Consider the following 15,474-nt stretch of genomic DNA (forward strand, 5'->3'; position numbering starts at 1 on the left):
TCACAACCGCCGCCGGCGTCGCCGGAATCGGCGTATTGATCATGATGAACACCGCTCCGGATCCGGCCCCCGGAAACGGCACCTTCGAGAGCGGGAGATTCCCCGGGGACCGGCCCGTCTCATGGGACTCCTCCTGGATCTCCCCCGTCCCGGAACCCGCCTCCGCCGGGCCCGCCGGGGGGTTCCCCGCCGAACCGGCGCCGCCGGCCCGCGACCCGCTCGGGCGCGTCCTCGCCCCGGGCCCGTTCCCGCCGTCCGTCCCCCCGGTCCTCCCGCACGCGCGCGCCGTCCCGGAGAACGGGAGCGCCCCGCGAGGCCGCCTCGCCCCGCCGGTCCCCGCCGCCACGGCGGACGGGCACGGAGACGACGGCCCGCGACCGTCGCGGGCGGGCGAGCGCGGGGACGACGGTCCGCAGCCGTCGCGGGCGCCCGTCCCGCGGCCGCGTCCGGCGCCGTCCAGGATCCCGGCGCCGCGCCCTCCGGTCCCCGGCCCCGGTCAGACTCCTCGCCTGCCCGACCCGTGCGCGACCTTCGACGACTTCCGCAGGTCCTACTGCTACGCCGTGCTCGAGGAGATGACGAACCGCTGACGGAGGCCGCCGCGGGCCGGGGAGGTCAGGGGCAGGTGGAGCAGCCCGGCGCCTCCTGCCGGGCGGGGGCGGCCGGACGGCCGATCGACGGCATGCCGAGCATGACCCCCGGCTTGCCCGCCTCGCCCGCCGGCGCGCCCTGGCGGGCCTGCCAGGCGTCGCCCGCGCGGGTGCGGCGCAGCTTGAGCACGGGGCCGTCGGCGACCAGGTGGTGCGGGGCGGCGTAGGTGACCTCCACGGTCACCATGTCACCGGGGCGCGGCTGCCCGTCCCCGCCGCCTTCGGGGCCCGGCGAGAAGTGCACCAGGCGGTTGTCGGGGGCGCGGCCGGACAGGCGGTGGGTCGCCTCGTCCTTGCGGCCCTCGCCCTCGGCCACCAGCACTTCCAGGACCCGGCCGACCTGCTTCTTGTTCTCCTCCCAGGAGATGTCGTTCTGCAGGGCGACGAGGCGCTCGTAGCGCTCCTGCACGACCTCCTTGGGGATCTGGCCGTCCATGGTGGCGGCGGGCGTGCCGGGGCGGATGGAGTACTGGAAGGTGAAGGCGTTGGCGAAGCGCGACTCGCGCACCACGTCCAGCGTGCCCTGGAAGTCCTCCTCGGTCTCACCGGGGAAGCCCACGATGATGTCGGTGGAGATCGCCGCGTCGGGCATCGCCGCCCGGACCCGCTCGATGATGCCCAGGTAGCGCTCGGCCCGGTAGGAGCGGCGCATGGCCTTCAGGACCCGGTCGGAGCCGGACTGCAGCGGCATGTGGAGCTGGTGCATCACGTTGGGCGTCTCGGCCATGGCCGCGATGACGTCGTCGGTGAACGCCGCCGGGTGCGGGCTGGTGAAGCGCACGCGCTCCAGGCCGTCGATCTCGCCGCAGGCCCGCAGGAGCTTGCCGAAGGCGAGCCGGTCGCCGAACTCGACGCCGTAGGTGTTGACGTTCTGCCCCAGCAGGGTGATCTCCAGGACGCCCTGGTCGACGAGGGTCCGCACCTCGTTGAGGATGTCGCCGGGGCGGCGGTCCTTCTCCTTGCCGCGCAGCGACGGCACGATGCAGAAGGTGCAGGTGTTGTTGCAGCCCACGGAGATCGACACCCACGCGGCGTAGGCGGACTCGCGCTTGGTCGGCAGCGTGCTGGGGAAGGTCTCCAGGGATTCCTTGATCTCGACCTGGGCCTCCCGCGCGATCCGGGCGCGTTCGAGCAGGACCGGCAGCGAGCCGATGTTGTGCGTGCCGAACACCACGTCGACCCAGGGCGCCCTGCGGACGATCTCGCCCTGGTCCTTCTGCGCGAGGCAGCCGCCCACGGCGATCTGCATGCCGGGGTTGCCCGCCTTCGCCGGGCGCAGGTGGCCGAGGTTGCCGTAGAGGCGGTTGTCGGCGTTCTCCCGGACGGCGCAGGTGTTGAACACGACCACGTCGGCCGTCTCCCCCGCCGCGGCCGGGACGTAGCCGGCCTCCTCCAGGAGGCCCGACAGGCGCTCGGAGTCATGCACGTTCATCTGGCACCCGTAGGTACGAACCTCGTACGTGCGGGCGCTCTCCACGGTGACAGTCATCTCAACGAACAAGGGTAGGCGCTCCGCCGACTTCCGGGTACGGCTCCCGCGGAGCGCACGGAGCGTGACCGGTCCGCCGCGCCGGCGGGAACGGCGCCGCATGTGCTTCACCGCGCGTGCGGGGACCGCGCCCCGCGTGATCCGCCGTCCTCGGGGGAGACGGCGTCGCGCGTGGTCCGCCGGCCCGTTCGCGGTGCCACCAGGGGCGATTCATGAAATATCACTACATAGAAAATTTTTTCATGATGGTCATCCGCCCAGCTCTCCCGCGCGAAACGCGGATGACCCAGCCGTTGGCCGTCCGTGATCGGATCGGTACCGCAGGGTTAGCGCGGCTTGCCCTCTTCGGAACTACGTTGTGATCTATGAAGGAGACCCTGGACTCGACTCCTCTTGTCGTGCTCGACGACGTCAACAAGCACTTCGGCAGCCTCCACGTGCTGCGCGACATCAACTTGACGATCTCGCGCGGTGAGGTGCTGGTCGTCATCGGCCCGTCGGGGGGAGGCAAGTCCACCCTCTGCAGGGCGATCAACCGGTTGGAGACCATCGACAGCGGGACGATCACATTCGACGGGCAGCCGCTCCCCAAGGAGGGCAGGGCGCTGGCCCAGTTGAGATCCGAGGTCGGCATGGTGTTCCAGTCCTTCAACCTGTTCGCGCACAAGACGATCCTGGAGAACGTCACGCTCGGGCCGATCAAGGTCCGGGGCACCGGCAAGGCCCAGGCCGACAGGCGCGGCATGGAACTGCTGGAGCGGGTCGGCATCGGCGCGCAGGCGGCGAAGTACCCCGCGCAGCTCTCCGGCGGCCAGCAGCAGCGCGTGGCCATCGCCCGCGCGCTGGCCATGGACCCCAAGATGATCCTCTTCGACGAGCCGACCTCGGCGCTGGACCCGGAGATGGTCCAGGAGGTGCTCGACGTCATGATCGGCCTCGCCCGTGACGGAATGACGATGATGGTCGTCACCCACGAGATGGGCTTCGCCCGCCGGGCGGCCAACCGCGTGGTGTTCATGGCGGACGGGCAGATCGTGGAGGAGAACACACCCGACCAGTTCTTCACCAACGCCCGGACCGACCGGGCCAAGGACTTCCTCTCCAAGATCCTTACCCATTGATCCTTTCGACCGGCTGGTCACCCCAGATGAAGAAAAGGACTGAGGACAGAACATGCGAGTAATCCGTATCGGAGCCGCGCTCGTCGCCGCGAGCGCGCTCACCCTGGGCCTGGCGGCCTGCGGTGGGGACGGCGGCGACGGTGACACCGCGGCCTACACCACGGTCGCCGACAAGGCCAAGGGCGCCAAGAAGCTGATCGTCGGCACCAAGTGGGACCAGCCGAGCCTGGGCCTGAAGAAGGGCGCCGAGCCCGAGGGCTTCGACGTCGACGTCGCCAAGTACGTCGTCAAGGAACTCGCCGGCGGCGCCGAGGTGGAGATCGAGTGGAAGGAGTCCGCGTCGTCCAACCGCGAGGCGTTCCTCGCCAACGGCACCGTGGACATCATCTTCGCGACCTACTCGATCACCGACAGCCGCAAGGAGAAGGTGACGTTCGGCGGGCCGTACATCGTGGCCCACCAGGACGTCATGGTCCGGGCCGACGACACGAAGATCGCCAAGCCCCAGGACCTCGCGGGCAAGCGCATCTGCCAGGCCGCCGGCTCCAACTCCTACAAGCGGATCACCGACCCGCCGCCGGACGGCGAGCTCGACCTCGACGCCGAGCTCGTGGGCGCCGCGAACTACTCCGAGTGCGTCCAGAAGCTCGGCGGCAACAACCTCGACGCGGTGACCACCGACGACCTGATCCTGGCCGGTTTCGCCAAGCAGGCCGGCGAGGCGGGCGGGGGCTTCAAGATCCTCGGCCAGCCGTTCACCGACGAGAAGTACGGCGTCGGCCTGAAGAAGGGCGACACCAAGACGTGTGAGGCCGTCAACGCGGCCATCACCAAGATGTACCAGGACGGCACCGCCCAGAAGCTGTTCGAGAAGTGGTTCGCCGGGACCCAGGGCCTCACGGCCCCGACCGGCGCGCCGCAGTTCGAGCCCTGCGCGTAGTCCGGCCTCACGTGGCGGCCGGTGACCCCACCGGGGACACCGGCCGCCGCCGTCTTCGCTGTGGAGCACCATGGACGATCTGATCAAATACGCCCCCGCCCTCTTCGACGGCTTCATGGAGAACGTCAAGCTCTCGTTGATGTGCGGGGTCCTCTCCCTCGTACTCGGCACGATCCTGGTGTCGATGCGGGTCTCCCCGACACCGGTCCTGCGCGCCGCCGGGACCGTCTACGTCAACGTCGTGCGGAACACCCCGCTGACGCTCGTGCTGGCCTTCTCCGCGCTCGGCCTCAGTGACACCCTCGGCCTGGCCTTCTCGGACAAGCCCAGCAGCAACAGCTTCTGGCTGGTCGTGCTCGGACTGTCGATCTACACGGCCGCCTTCGTCTGCGAGGCGCTGCGCTCGGGCATCAACACGGTGCCGCTCGGACAGGCCGAGGCCGCGCGGGCCATCGGGCTCACCTTCCTGCAGTCCCTGCGGCTGATCATCCTGCCGCAGGCGTTCCGCGCGGTGATCGCCCCGCTCGGCAGCGTGATGATCGCGATGATCAAGAACACCACGGTGGCGATCGCGGGAGGCTACCTTGCGGAATCGGCGTTCGTCATGAAGGACACCTTCGACGACACGGGCGTGTCCATCCCGATCTTCCTCGGCCTCGTCCTCGCGTTCATGGCGGTGACCCTGCCGGTCGGCTTCCTCACCGGCTGGCTGGCCCGGCGGCTGGCGGTGGCGCGGTGAGCAGCGCCTCCGTCCTCTTCGACGCGCCGGGACCGCGCGCCCGCGCGCGCAACGCCCTCTACACGGTCGCCGGCCTGGCCGCGATCATCGCGATCCTGTACTTCATCTACGTCAAGTTCGACGAGAAGAAGCAGTGGGAGGGCAGGATCTGGCAGCCCTTCCTGGAGCCGGACACCTGGACGACGCACATCCTCCCCGGCCTGCTCGGCACCTTGCAGGCCGCGGCCCTGGCCGCGGTGCTCGCGCTCGTCTTCGGCGCCGTGTTCGGCCTGGCGAGGCTCTCCGACCACGCCTGGGTCAGGATCCCCGCCGGGGTGGTCGTCGAGGTCTTCCGGGCCATCCCGCTGCTCCTGCTGATCTTCTTCATCTTCTATCTCGCGCCGAGCGTCATGGGCGGCGGCGACTACGCCTTCATGGCGGTGGTCGCCGGCCTGACCCTCTACAACGGGTCGGTCCTGGCCGAGGTCGTCCGGGCGGGCGTGCTGGCCGTGCCGAGAGGCCAGTCGGAGGCGGCCTACGCCATCGGCCTGCGCAAGAACCAGGTCATGCGGATGGTCCTGCTCCCCCAGGCCGTGACCGCGATGATGCCCGCGATCGTGAGCCAGCTGGTCGTGCTCCTCAAGGACACGGCGCTGGGGTACATCATCGCCTACGTGGACCTGCTGAACACGGGCTTCAAGATCCTGCCCGCGGTCTTCTTCGGGTCCCTCATCCCCGCCGCGATCGTCATCGGGGTCATCTACGTCGGCCTCAACATGGCGCTCAGCGCCCTGGCCACCTGGCTGGAGAAGCGCAGCCGACGCAGCCGCAAGACGGCGGCCCGGCCGATCGCACCGCCCGGGGCGGCCGCGGCTGAGGGCGCGAGCGGCATCGGGGCCGCGGTGGACTGACCCGGTCCCGCCGATCCGGTCCCGGCGCGGGGCGGTCACCCGGAAGGGCGGCCGCCCCGCGCCGTTCCCGGCGACCGGGCCCCGGGAGTCCCAGAACTCCGGGAGTCGCGGAGCGCCGGGACGGCGGCGTTCCGGGGACCCGGGGAGACGACTACCGACACCCGGACACGATGAGCCCCATACCGGCGACACGGGACGGGTTATCGGGCAGGATTACGCCATGTCCCCAGAGCGCGATGCCGTGGAACGCGATGCCGTGCCGTACGCCGCCTGGCCGTCTCCCATCTCCACCTCGGATGTCGCCCGCGCGGGAATGCACCTGTCCTTCCCCACCGTGCTGGGTGAGGAGGTGTGGTGGACCGAGGACCGCCCGGCCCAGGGCGGCCGGACCACGATCATGCACCGGAGCGCCGACGGCGCCCGCCGCGAGCTGCTCCCCCCTCCGTGGAGCGCCAGAACCCGCGTGCACGAGTACGGCGGGCGGTCCTACGCGGTGGTCCCCGACGAGGACTCCGGTGACGGCGGCGACGGTCCCGGCAGGAGCGTCGTCTTCGCCAACCTCTCCGACCAGCGGCTCTACCTGCTGACCCCCGGCGCCGACCCCCGGCCGATCACCCCGGAGCCCGCGGCCGAGGCCGGGCTGCGCTACGCGGACCTGCTCGTCCACGACGGCCAGGTCTGGTGCGTGCGGGAGCGGCACCACGACGACGGCAAGGTCAGCCGCTCGATCGTCTCCATCCCCCTGCACGGCGGCGCCGAGCCGCGCGAGCGGGTCGGCGGGTGCGACTTCTACGCCTCTCCGACGATCTCCCCCGACGGCGAGCACCTCGCCTACATCTGCTGGAACCACCCGCGGATGCCCTGGAACGGCACCGAGCTGCGGATCACCCGCCTGTCCGACGGCCACTCCTGGAACGTCAAGGGCGGCACCTCGGAGTCCGTGCTCGCCCCGCGGTGGCGCGACGACCGGACCCTCTACCTGATCTCCGACTGGTCGGGCTGGTGGAACCTCTACCAGATCGGGATATACGGCACGTCCTCCCAGGCCCTCCATCCCGCCGAGGAGGAGTTCGCCGGACCGCTCTGGCAGCTCGGCGGCGCGCCGTACACCGTGCTGGACGACGGGCGGCTCGCGATCCTGCACGGCCAGGGCAACCTGAAGCTGGGCGTCCTCGACCCGGCCTCCGGGGCCCTGACCGACTTCGACGTCCCCTACGACGGGTGGGCCCCCGCCCTGGCCTCCGACGGGCGCATGATCGTCGGCATCGGGTACGGCCCCGCGGTCCCCCGGTCGGTCGTCCGCGTCGACTCGGTGACCGGCCGGGTGGAAGGGCTCCGGCGCGACATCGACGAACTGCCGGACGTCGCCTACCTGCCCCGCCCCGAGGCCGTGGAGATCCAGGGGCGGTTCGGCCGCCGGGTCCACGCGCTCGTGTATCCGCCGTCGAACCCCGAGGTCGCCGGGGAGGGCGCGCCGCCGTACGTCGTGGTCGCCCACGGCGGCCCCACCGGGAACAGCACGACGGCGCTGGACCTGGAGAAGGCGTTCCTCACCAGCCGCGGCATCGGCGTGATCGACGTCAACTACGGCGGCTCCACCGGCTACGGCCGCGCCTACCGCGACCGGCTGCGCGGGCAGTGGGGCGTCGTCGACGTGGAGGACTGCGTCGCCGCGGCCGAGTGGCTGGCCGAGCGGGAGCTGGCCGATCCGGCGCGCATCGCGATCCGGGGCGGCAGCGCGGGCGGCTGGACCGTCATGGCGGCCTGCGCCCAGTCCGAGGTGTTCGCCGGCGGCGTCTCCTACTACGGGGTGAGCTCCCTGGCCCCGTTCGCCGAGACCACCCACGACTTCGAGTCCCGCTACATCGAGTGGCTGGTCGGCCCGGCCGATCCCCTCCTGTACGGCTCCCGCGAGCCCCTCGGCCAGGTCTCCGGGGTCAGCTGCCCCATGCTCCTGCTCCAGGGCCTGTCCGACCCGGTGGTCCCGCCCGCCCAGTCCCAGGCCTTCGCCGACGCCCTCGCCGAACGCGGCGTCCCCTGCACCTACCTCACCTTCGAGGGAGAGGCCCACGGCTTCCGCCGCGCCGAGACCCGCAGCGCGGCCCTGGCCACCGAGTTCGCCTTCTACCAGCAGATCTTCCGCGTCTGACCCCGCCGCCGCCGACCGCCCCGCCGCGTTCCCGGCGGCGGCGCTGCGGCGAGGAGCACGACGACACGGCGCGTCAGACCGGCCTCGCCCGGCCACACCCCACCCACCGACGCACCCCACCACGGCGCCGCTGCGGCGAGGAGCACGACGGCGACGGCCGGCGCCGCGGTACGGCGCGTCAGCGGGCGAACTCGATGGCCCGGGACTCCCGGACGACGGCGATGCGGATCTGGCCGGGGTAGGTGAGCTCCTCCTCGATGCGCTTGGCCACGTCACGGGCGATCACCGAGGCCTGGATGTCGTCGACGGAGTCGGGCTTCACCATGACCCGGATCTCGCGGCCCGCCTGCATCGCGAAGACCTTCTCCACCCCGTCGTACGACTGGGCGATCTCCTCCAGCCGTTCCAGTCGCTTGACGTAGGCCTCCAGCGACTCGCGCCGCGCGCCCGGACGGCCCCCGCTGATCGCGTCGGCGGCCTGGGTGAGGACCGCCTCGACCGTGCGGACCTCGACCTCGTTGTGGTGCGCCTCGATCGCGTGGACCACGTCCTCGTGCTCGCCGTACCGGCGGGCGATCTCCGCCCCGATCAGCGCGTGGCTGCCCTCGACCTCGTGGGTCAGCGCCTTGCCGATGTCGTGCAGCAGCGTGCAGCGCTTGAGCAACGTCTGGTCCAGTTTGAGCTCGGCCGCCATGATTCCGGCGATGTGCGCGGACTCCACCAGATGCCCGAGCACGTTCTGCCCGTAGGAGGTGCGGTAGCGGAGCTGGCCGAGCAGGGTGACCAGCTCGGGGTGCATGTCCGTGATGCCCAGCTCCACCAGGGCGTCCTCGCCGGCGCGCACGCACAGCTCCTGGACCTCGGTCCTGCTGCGCTCGTAGGCGTCCTCGATGCGCTGCGGGTGGATGCGGCCGTCGAGGACGAGCTTCTCCAGGGTCAGCCGGGCGGTCTCGCGGCGGACCGGGTCGAAGCAGGACAGCAGCACCGCCTCGGGGGTGTCATCGATGATCAGGTTGACCCCGGTGGTCGACTCGAAGGCCCGGATGTTACGGCCCTCCCGGCCGATGATGCGGCCCTTCATCTCGTCCCCGGGCAGGTGCAGCACGCTGACGACGGACTCGGCGGTCTGTTCGGCGGCCATGCGCTGCACCGCCAAGGTGATGATCTTCGTGGCCCGCTTCTCGCCCTCCTTGCGGGCGTCGCTCTCGATCTCCCTGACGATCAGCGCCGCCTCGCGCTTGGCCTGGTTCGCGATCTCCCCGACCAGTTCGGCCCTGGCTTGAGTGCTGGTGAGCCCTGCCACCCGCTCCAGAACGGCCCTGCGCTCCTCCGCGAGCCGGTCGAGGTCCTCCCGGCGGGCGGCCAGCTCCGTCTCGGTCTCGGCGAGCTTGCGCGCCCGCTCGGCCTGGCGCCTGGCCTCCTCGTCGAGCCGCTGCTCCCGCTCGGCCAGCCGGTTCTCCCGGCGTTCCAGGTCGGAGCGGAGCTCCTTGAGCTCGTATTTGAGCACCTGGGTCTCGGCTTCGACCTCTTTGCGCATCTGCGCGGCACTCTCGGCGGCGGCCTCGGAGCGGCGCAGGATCGCCGCGGCGTCCTGCTCGGAGCGGCGGAGCGCCTCCGCGGCGTCCTGCTCGGAGCGGCGCAGGGTCTCCGCGGCCTCCTGCTCGGCCCTGTCGAGGATGCCGACCGCCTCGCGCCTGGCCGTCTCCAGTTCGGCGTGGATCTCCGCCAGTTGCTCGGGAGTGGGCCCGACCGGTCTGCCCGTCAACCCTCCGGTCCGGCGGAGCAGCATGACCAGCACGGTTATCGTCACCCCGGCGAACACCACCATGGCCCCTGCCAGCACGACGATCACAACGGGCTCCATGCGCGCCCCACCCCTCCTCGCGTCGCCGACATCGAGCACACGAGGGGTCACACGCACGGCACGGAAGGCCCACGCGGTGTCGCCACCAGGACAGATATCAACCCAGAACCGGCGCCGTCCCGACCCCCGTCGGCACTTCGCCCGCCCGCGCCATCAAGCCTGCATGTCCGTAGTTCACCGTTATGACAATCCGCGCTGCGCGGAGTAACTCCTCACTGCCGTCGAGGTTAAGCGTCAAACAGGTAACGAGCAAGCAAAGACCCACGGGAGCGGGTCTTTGTATCAGTCGAAGGGATATTCCGGATATTCCGGAGATTCAGCGCTTTCCGACTCTTCGTTCTCGAGCGCCTCACGAATCACCCGGAAGGCCAGGCCGGGACCGTAGCCCTTGCGGGCGAGCATGCCGGCGAGCCTCCGCGTCCTCACCGCGGGCTCCAGCCCCCGGGTGGAGGGGAGCTTGCGCGCCACGAGCCTGCGGGCGGTCTCCACCTCCTGCTCGGGGTCGAGTTGCTCCACCGCCTCCTTGACGGTGTCCTCCTCCACCCCGCGCTGCCGGAGCTCCGACGCCAGGGCCCGCCGGGCCAGGCCCCGGCCGGCATGACGCGAGCTGACCCAGGCGGCGGCGAACGCCTCGTCGTCGATCAGCCCGACCTCGGAGAAACGCTCCAGCACGGCCTCGGCGGCGTCGTCCGGCACCTCGCGCTTGCGCAGCGCCTCCGCGAGCTGAGCGCGGGTGCGCGGCGACATGGTCAGCAGCCGCAGGCAGATGGCCCGCGCCACCGCCTGCGGGTCGGCCGGGGGCCCCTGACTCGCAGCCGACCCCTCCACCGGCCCGTCGGGCAGGAACCCCCCGGCGCGACGCCGGGAGGAGCGGCCGGAGCGGCCGGATCCGTCTGCGGAGGGACCTTCCGGACCTTCCGGCCCTCCAGGGAAGCCGCCCGCGGAGCCGTCCCAGGACGACTCGCCGGAACCTCCGGACCCGCTCCGGGATCGCCCGCCGGAACCTCCCGCGGACCTCCTCCCCGAACGGCTCCGGCCCCGCCGCGAACCACGGCGGCTCCCGCCGCCGGATTCGGGGAGGTCGGGCCATGCACCCCAGTCTCGCGGCCCGGCCTCACCGGCCGGACCGGAGTCGGGTCCCGTCGTCATCGCGCAGGCTCGGATCAGACGTCACCCGGCTTGGCGGCCGCGGCCGCCTTGCCGCGACCGGAGGGGGCGGGAGCCGCGGGAGCCGCCGGGGCGGCGGGAGCCTGAGCCTCCGGCACGTCGACGCGGGGACCGACCCCGAGCTTCTCCTTGATCTTCTTCTCGATCTCGTTCGCCATGTCGGGGTGGTTCTTCAGGAAGTTACGGGCGTTCTCCTTGCCCTGGCCGAGCTGGTCGCCCTCGTAGGTGTACCAGGCGCCGGACTTGCGGACGAAGCCGTGCTCGACACCCATGTCGATGAGGCCGCCCTCACGGGAGATGCCGATGCCGTACAGGATGTCGAAGTCGGCCTGGCGGAAGGGCGGGGCCATCTTGTTCTTGACGACCTTCACCCGGGTGCGGTTGCCGACGGGCTCGGTGCCGTCCTTCAGCGTCTCGATGCGGCGCACGTCGAGACGGACCGAGGCGTAGAACTTCAGCGCCTTTCCACCGGTCGTGGTCTCGGGCGAGCCGAACATGACGCCGATCTTCTCGCGGAGCTGGTTGATGAAGATCGCGGTGGTGCCGGTGTTGTTGAGCGCGCCGGCGACCTTGCGCAGGGCCTGGGACATCAGGCGGGCCTGGAGACCGACGTGGCTGTCGCCCATCTCGCCCTCGATCTCGGCCTTGGGCACCAGGGCCGCGACCGAGTCGATGACCAGCAGGTCGATGGCGCCGGACCGGATCAGCATGTCGGCGATCTCCAGCGCCTGCTCACCCGTGTCGGGCTGGGAGACCAGGAGCGCGTCGGTGTCGACGCCCAGCTTCTTGGCGTATTCCGGGTCGAGGGCGTGCTCGGCGTCGATGAACGCCGCGATGCCGCCCTGACGCTGCGCGCTGGCCACCGCGTGCAGCGCGACGGTGGTCTTACCGGAGGACTCCGGGCCGTAGATCTCGACGATGCGGCCGCGCGGGAAACCGCCGATTCCCAGGGCCACGTCGAGGGCGATGGATCCGGTCGGGATCACTTCGATGGGCGCGCGGGCGTCATCGCCGAGGCGCATGACGGAGCCCTTGCCGAACTGCCGCTCGATCTGGGCGAGCGCGGTCTCGAGCGCCTTCTCGCGGTCGTTAGCTGCCATTTGGGAGCCCCCTGGAGGGTTACGGGTCGGATCTGTTGCCAGAAAGCTACGGGGTGCCACCGACATTTTCCGGAGAGCACGCCACGAGGGCTGACACGTTCAATATAGCCGAACGGCTGTTCGATCGTTGCTCAATCGCACCACGCGCTCCACGGGCCGCCCGGTTCGCGCCCGGCGTCCCGCGGCGTCACAGAAATGACATTCCTGGGCATTCCGCTACTCGAGGTGTTACCCGCTGACCTGGGGGAACGCTGGTGTCGACATGATTTTCGAGAGGTCTCCGAGGTAGCCGTCGTGACCAACACGTTCACCCAGCAGCGTCTGGCCCACCTGGAGTCCCTGGCCGCCGAGTTGCCCGACCGGGGGATGGTCAGCCGGTTGCTCGGCGGCGAAGACCCCGTGCTCTGGGTGTGGCACCCGACCAGCGGGAAGCAGACGATCGTCTTCGCCACCCCGGCCAAGGAGGGCTGGTTCTTCCTGTGGTCGCCCAACGGGCAGGAGGGCACCGGCGACCCCGGCCACGTGGCGGACTCGGTCGGCAGGCTCCTGAGGCCCGCCCCCGAGGCCGCCCCGGTCTCCTGAGGCCGCCCTGCCGAGGCCGCCCGGTCTCCTGACGTCATCCCGCGGAGGCCGCCCGGTCTCCTGGAGCCGCCCTGGCGTCGCCCCGGTCTCCCGGGACGGCCCGGTCCGCGGCCTTCGTCGTGGGCGCGGTCAGCGGAGCCGGGCGGCGACGTCCGTCACCCGGCACACCGCCGCCCAGACCTCCTTGGCCGCGATGCCGTCGGCCAGGGCCTGGACCACGGTCCGCCCGCCCAGCTCGGCGATGACGTAGTCGCGGGCCCACGACTCGGCGTAGGGGTCGCCGAAGTGCAGCTTCATCCGTCTCCAGAACTCTGACAGGCGCATGCCCCCAAGTATGGGGTCCCCCGGCGCCCCCGCCGTCCCGTCTCCGCTCACCCGCCCCCGCCGTTCCGTCTCCGCTCACCCGCCCCCGCCGTCCCGTCTCCGCTCACCCGCCCCCGCGGATCCGGTTCTCCGGGCGCATCCGGCACGGAGTGGGCCTGGCACTCTCCTGTTCGAGGGGTGAGACTCGGAGGATGCCCAATCTCCCCCTCGCCATCGCCGTCCTCCTCCTCCCGGTCCTCAGGCTGACTCCCGCCGAGAAGGCCGAGCGCCGCGCCAGACGCCGCAGGTTCCTGCTGCAACTGCGCCTCGCCGTACAGCAGGACAAGGCCGAGCGCGCCGAACGGCACGCCACGCGGACGCAGCCGCCCAGCAGGGGGAGACCGCGCAGCCGGCGTCCGTCCCGGCGGTGAGGGGCCCGCGGGTCCCTCACCCGGGCGCTTCAGAGCACGCGCGAGCCGTACATCTCACCGAGCGGGTCGGCGAGCAGTTCCAGACGGGCCCCGTCGGGGTCGCGGAAGTAGATCGAGGCGCCGTTCTCGATCTGGTGCGGCACGCCCGCCGCCTCCAGCTTGCCCAGCAACCGCTCCCAGGTCGACGGGTCCACCGAGATGGCGACGTGGTGGAGTCCGCCCAGGACCTCCCGGTAGGGGCCGAGGTCCAGTCCCGGGAAGTCGAAGAAGGCCAGCAGGTTGCCGTTGCCGATGTCGAAGAAGAAGTGGTTGGAGCCCTCGTAGTCGCGGTTCTCGATGATCTCCGTGAGGGGGAACTCCAGCAGGTCCTGGTAGAAGTCGATCGTCTTCTCGACATCGGAGGAGATCAGGGCGAAGTGGTGCAGGCCCCTCGCGCTGCTCGGCGGGCGGCGCGCCTGTAACCGCTCCGCCCTGATCCGCTCACGTGCCGTCTTGATGGCCGGATAGTCGATGCTCATAGCTGACCCGCCGTTCAGTATGTGAACGTTCAGGTGAGCTATCTCCCTGGGTGCGGCCACCCAACCTGTCCATGTCGTCACGCCATGGTGTCGAGGATCTCCTCCACGATCTCCATGGACGTGCCCGGGTGCAGGAACGCGAACCTCGCGACGGTCTCGCCCTCCCAGCCGGTCGGCGTGACGAAGCCGATCTGCCCGGCGAGCAGCCGCTCCGACCAGTCGTGATAGTCCCGGCTCGTCCAGCCGGCGCGGCGGAAGAGCACGGCCGACAGCTCCGGCTCGCGGATCAGCTCCAGGTGCTCGGTGCGGTCGATCAGGTCCGCGGTCTCACGGGCGAGCCGCAGTGCCGTCTCGATGGCCTCGGTGTAGGCGTCGGTGCCGTTGACGGCCAGGGAGAACCAGAGCGGGAGCCCTCGCGCGCGCCGGGTCAGGTGGTAGGCGTAGTCGGTGGGGTTCCACTCGTCGCCCTCGGTGTGCAGGACGTCGAGGTAGGAGGCGTCCTGGGTGTGCACGGCCCGCGCCAGGCGAGGCTCGCGGTAGAGCAGGGCCGCGCAGTCGAAGGGGGCGAACAGCCACTTGTGCGGGTCCACGATGAAGGAGTCGGCGTGTTCGATCCCGGCGTAGCGGTGCCGGACCGAGGGGGCGAACAGGCCCGCGCCGCCGTACGCGCCGTCCACGTGGAACCAGAGGTCGCGCTCACGGGCGACCTCGGCGATCCCGGCGAGGTCGTCGATGATCCCGGCGTTGGTGGTACCCGAGGTGGCGACCACGGCGATCACGTCGGACGGGTCGGGGTCGGCCTCCAGGGCGGCGCGCAGGGACGCGCCGGTGAGGCGGTGGTCCCGCGAGGGCACGACGAGGGCGTCCACGTCGATGATGCGCAGAGTGTTGGAGATCGAGGAGTGCGCCTGGTCGCTGACCGCGACGCGCAGGCGGCCCCGGGGGATGCGGCGCCGGGCGGTGTCGCGCGCGACGACGAGCGCCGACAGGTTGGCCGCCGAGCCTCCGGAGACGAAGCAGCCGCCCGCGCTCGCGGGCATCCCGGCCAGGTCCGCGAGCAGGCGGAGCACCTGGTTCTCCGCCGCGATCGCGCCGGAGGCCTCCAGCCAGGAGATGCCCTGGAGCGAGGCGCAGGAGACGACCATGTCGAACAGCAGGGCGGCCTTGGTCGGGGCCGCGGGGATGAAGGAGAGGAACCGCGGGCTGTCGGCGGAGATGACCGCCGGGGCCAACTGGTCGGCGTACAGGTCCAGGACCTTCTCCGGGTCGGTGCCCTCGGGGCTGATGATCCCCGCCAGGGCGGCCTCGAGCTTGTCCTTCACCCCGGGGTTGTCGAGGGGGACGGGATCGAGGGAGAGCCGGTCCTTCATGTAGTCGAAGACCAGGCTCGTCAGGCGCTCGTCGTAGCTGTGCACATGAGAAGTATGCGGATAAAACGGGTAAAGCAGACAATCGATGTATTGGACCGTCGGCCCGGCGTTTTTAGCCTTCTCGTATAGGTCGCGCCCGGCGCGGTTCCGCCGCCCGCATC

15 protein-coding genes are annotated in these 15,474 nt (G+C 71.0%); 8 read left to right on the top strand and 7 right to left on the bottom strand.

Annotated features, from left to right (window positions below):
- The first annotated feature begins 41 nt into the window (after positions 1 to 41).
- Positions 42 to 590, top strand: coding sequence for a hypothetical protein (locus tag Plo01_RS20145; protein WP_203892187.1), 549 nt, complete (start codon positions 42 to 44; stop codon positions 588 to 590).
- Between the two features lie 25 nt (positions 591 to 615).
- On the opposite strand, the gene miaB is transcribed toward Plo01_RS20145, so the two are convergent.
- Positions 616 to 2,139 (bottom strand): tRNA (N6-isopentenyl adenosine(37)-C2)-methylthiotransferase MiaB, encoded by a 1,524-nt coding sequence (gene miaB / locus Plo01_RS20150; protein ID WP_203892188.1) that lies wholly within the window; start codon positions 2,137 to 2,139, stop codon positions 616 to 618.
- A 398-nt stretch (positions 2,140 to 2,537) separates the two neighbouring features.
- Here miaB and Plo01_RS20155 point away from each other — a divergent pair, with 398 nt between their 5' ends.
- The 5 genes from Plo01_RS20155 (at position 2,538) to Plo01_RS20175 (ending at position 7,978) form a co-directional block, all read left to right on the top strand.
- Positions 2,538 to 3,260 carry an amino acid ABC transporter ATP-binding protein gene (locus Plo01_RS20155; RefSeq protein ID WP_373871701.1) on the top strand — a complete coding sequence of 241 codons (723 nt, stop codon included), beginning with the start codon at positions 2,538 to 2,540 and terminating at the stop codon, positions 3,258 to 3,260.
- A 52-nt stretch (positions 3,261 to 3,312) separates the two neighbouring features.
- Positions 3,313 to 4,200, top strand: a complete 888-nt coding sequence (locus Plo01_RS20160; protein ID WP_203892190.1) for a glutamate ABC transporter substrate-binding protein — start codon at positions 3,313 to 3,315, stop codon at positions 4,198 to 4,200.
- Between the two features lie 70 nt (positions 4,201 to 4,270).
- Complete coding sequence (locus Plo01_RS20165; protein ID WP_203892191.1) at positions 4,271 to 4,939, top strand: amino acid ABC transporter permease; 669 nt, start codon at positions 4,271 to 4,273, stop codon at positions 4,937 to 4,939.
- Positions 4,936 to 5,829: an amino acid ABC transporter permease gene (locus Plo01_RS20170; RefSeq protein ID WP_203892192.1), complete on the top strand. Its 894-nt coding sequence runs from the start codon at positions 4,936 to 4,938 to the stop codon at positions 5,827 to 5,829. Before Plo01_RS20165 ends, Plo01_RS20170 begins: the two co-directional genes overlap by 4 nt.
- 220 nt (positions 5,830 to 6,049) lie before the next feature.
- On the top strand, positions 6,050 to 7,978 hold the full coding sequence (locus Plo01_RS20175; protein ID WP_203892193.1) for a S9 family peptidase: 1,929 nt from the start codon (positions 6,050 to 6,052) through the stop codon (positions 7,976 to 7,978).
- 178 nt (positions 7,979 to 8,156) lie between these two features.
- Here the strand turns inward: Plo01_RS20175 and rny are convergent, their stop codons facing one another.
- The 3 genes from rny to recA form a co-directional block, all read right to left on the bottom strand.
- Entirely contained in the window at positions 8,157 to 9,842 is a 1,686-nt protein-coding gene (gene rny / locus Plo01_RS20180) for a ribonuclease Y (protein WP_239316697.1), read from the bottom strand.
- A gap of 282 nt (positions 9,843 to 10,124) precedes the next feature.
- On the bottom strand, positions 10,125 to 10,991 hold the full coding sequence (gene recX / locus Plo01_RS20185) for a recombination regulator RecX (protein WP_203892194.1): 867 nt from the start codon (positions 10,989 to 10,991) through the stop codon (positions 10,125 to 10,127).
- A 14-nt stretch (positions 10,992 to 11,005) separates the two neighbouring features.
- The gene (recA, locus tag Plo01_RS20190; RefSeq protein ID WP_203892195.1) at positions 11,006 to 12,109 is read right to left on the bottom strand and encodes a recombinase RecA; all 1,104 of its coding nucleotides are present in this window, start codon (positions 12,107 to 12,109) and stop codon (positions 11,006 to 11,008) included.
- Positions 12,110 to 12,403: 294 nt separating this feature from the next.
- Here recA and Plo01_RS20195 point away from each other — a divergent pair, with 294 nt between their 5' ends.
- Entirely contained in the window at positions 12,404 to 12,691 is a 288-nt protein-coding gene (locus Plo01_RS20195; RefSeq protein ID WP_239316699.1) for a hypothetical protein, read from the top strand.
- 129 nt (positions 12,692 to 12,820) lie between these two features.
- Here the strand turns inward: Plo01_RS20195 and Plo01_RS20200 are convergent, their stop codons facing one another.
- Positions 12,821 to 13,015 (bottom strand): DUF3046 domain-containing protein, encoded by a 195-nt coding sequence (locus Plo01_RS20200; RefSeq protein ID WP_203892196.1) that lies wholly within the window; start codon positions 13,013 to 13,015, stop codon positions 12,821 to 12,823.
- A 191-nt stretch (positions 13,016 to 13,206) separates the two neighbouring features.
- On the opposite strand from Plo01_RS20200, the gene Plo01_RS20205 reads away from it, so the two are divergent.
- Positions 13,207 to 13,425 carry a hypothetical protein gene (locus tag Plo01_RS20205; RefSeq protein WP_203892197.1) on the top strand — a complete coding sequence of 73 codons (219 nt, stop codon included), beginning with the start codon at positions 13,207 to 13,209 and terminating at the stop codon, positions 13,423 to 13,425.
- Positions 13,426 to 13,454: 29 nt separating this feature from the next.
- Here Plo01_RS20205 and Plo01_RS20210 read toward each other — a convergent pair whose 3' ends face one another.
- A complete protein-coding gene (locus Plo01_RS20210; protein ID WP_203892198.1) occupies positions 13,455 to 13,943 on the bottom strand; it encodes a VOC family protein in 489 nt (162 codons plus the stop codon).
- 77 nt (positions 13,944 to 14,020) lie between these two features.
- Complete coding sequence (locus Plo01_RS20215) at positions 14,021 to 15,358, bottom strand: pyridoxal phosphate-dependent decarboxylase family protein (protein WP_203892199.1); 1,338 nt, start codon at positions 15,356 to 15,358, stop codon at positions 14,021 to 14,023.
- Positions 15,359 to 15,474: the final 116 nt, after the last annotated feature.

Source organism: Planobispora longispora, assembly GCF_016863135.1.
GTDB classification, from domain to species: domain Bacteria; phylum Actinomycetota; class Actinomycetes; order Streptosporangiales; family Streptosporangiaceae; genus Planobispora; species Planobispora longispora.

Coding starts and splice junctions, on each gene's coding strand:
- Plo01_RS20145 (WP_203892187.1), top strand. CDS start 42: ATGATGAACACCGCTCCGGATCCGGCCCCCGGAAACGGCACCTTCGAG.
- miaB (WP_203892188.1), bottom strand. CDS start 2,139: ATGACTGTCACCGTGGAGAGCGCCCGCACGTACGAGGTTCGTACCTAC.
- Plo01_RS20160 (WP_203892190.1), top strand. CDS start 3,313: ATGCGAGTAATCCGTATCGGAGCCGCGCTCGTCGCCGCGAGCGCGCTC.
- Plo01_RS20165 (WP_203892191.1), top strand. CDS start 4,271: ATGGACGATCTGATCAAATACGCCCCCGCCCTCTTCGACGGCTTCATG.
- Plo01_RS20175 (WP_203892193.1), top strand. CDS start 6,050: ATGTCCCCAGAGCGCGATGCCGTGGAACGCGATGCCGTGCCGTACGCC.
- rny (WP_239316697.1), bottom strand. CDS start 9,842: ATGGAGCCCGTTGTGATCGTCGTGCTGGCAGGGGCCATGGTGGTGTTC.
- recX (WP_203892194.1), bottom strand. CDS start 10,991: ATGACGACGGGACCCGACTCCGGTCCGGCCGGTGAGGCCGGGCCGCGA.
- recA (WP_203892195.1), bottom strand. CDS start 12,109: ATGGCAGCTAACGACCGCGAGAAGGCGCTCGAGACCGCGCTCGCCCAG.
- Plo01_RS20200 (WP_203892196.1), bottom strand. CDS start 13,015: ATGCGCCTGTCAGAGTTCTGGAGACGGATGAAGCTGCACTTCGGCGAC.
- Plo01_RS20205 (WP_203892197.1), top strand. CDS start 13,207: ATGCCCAATCTCCCCCTCGCCATCGCCGTCCTCCTCCTCCCGGTCCTC.
- Plo01_RS20210 (WP_203892198.1), bottom strand. CDS start 13,943: ATGAGCATCGACTATCCGGCCATCAAGACGGCACGTGAGCGGATCAGG.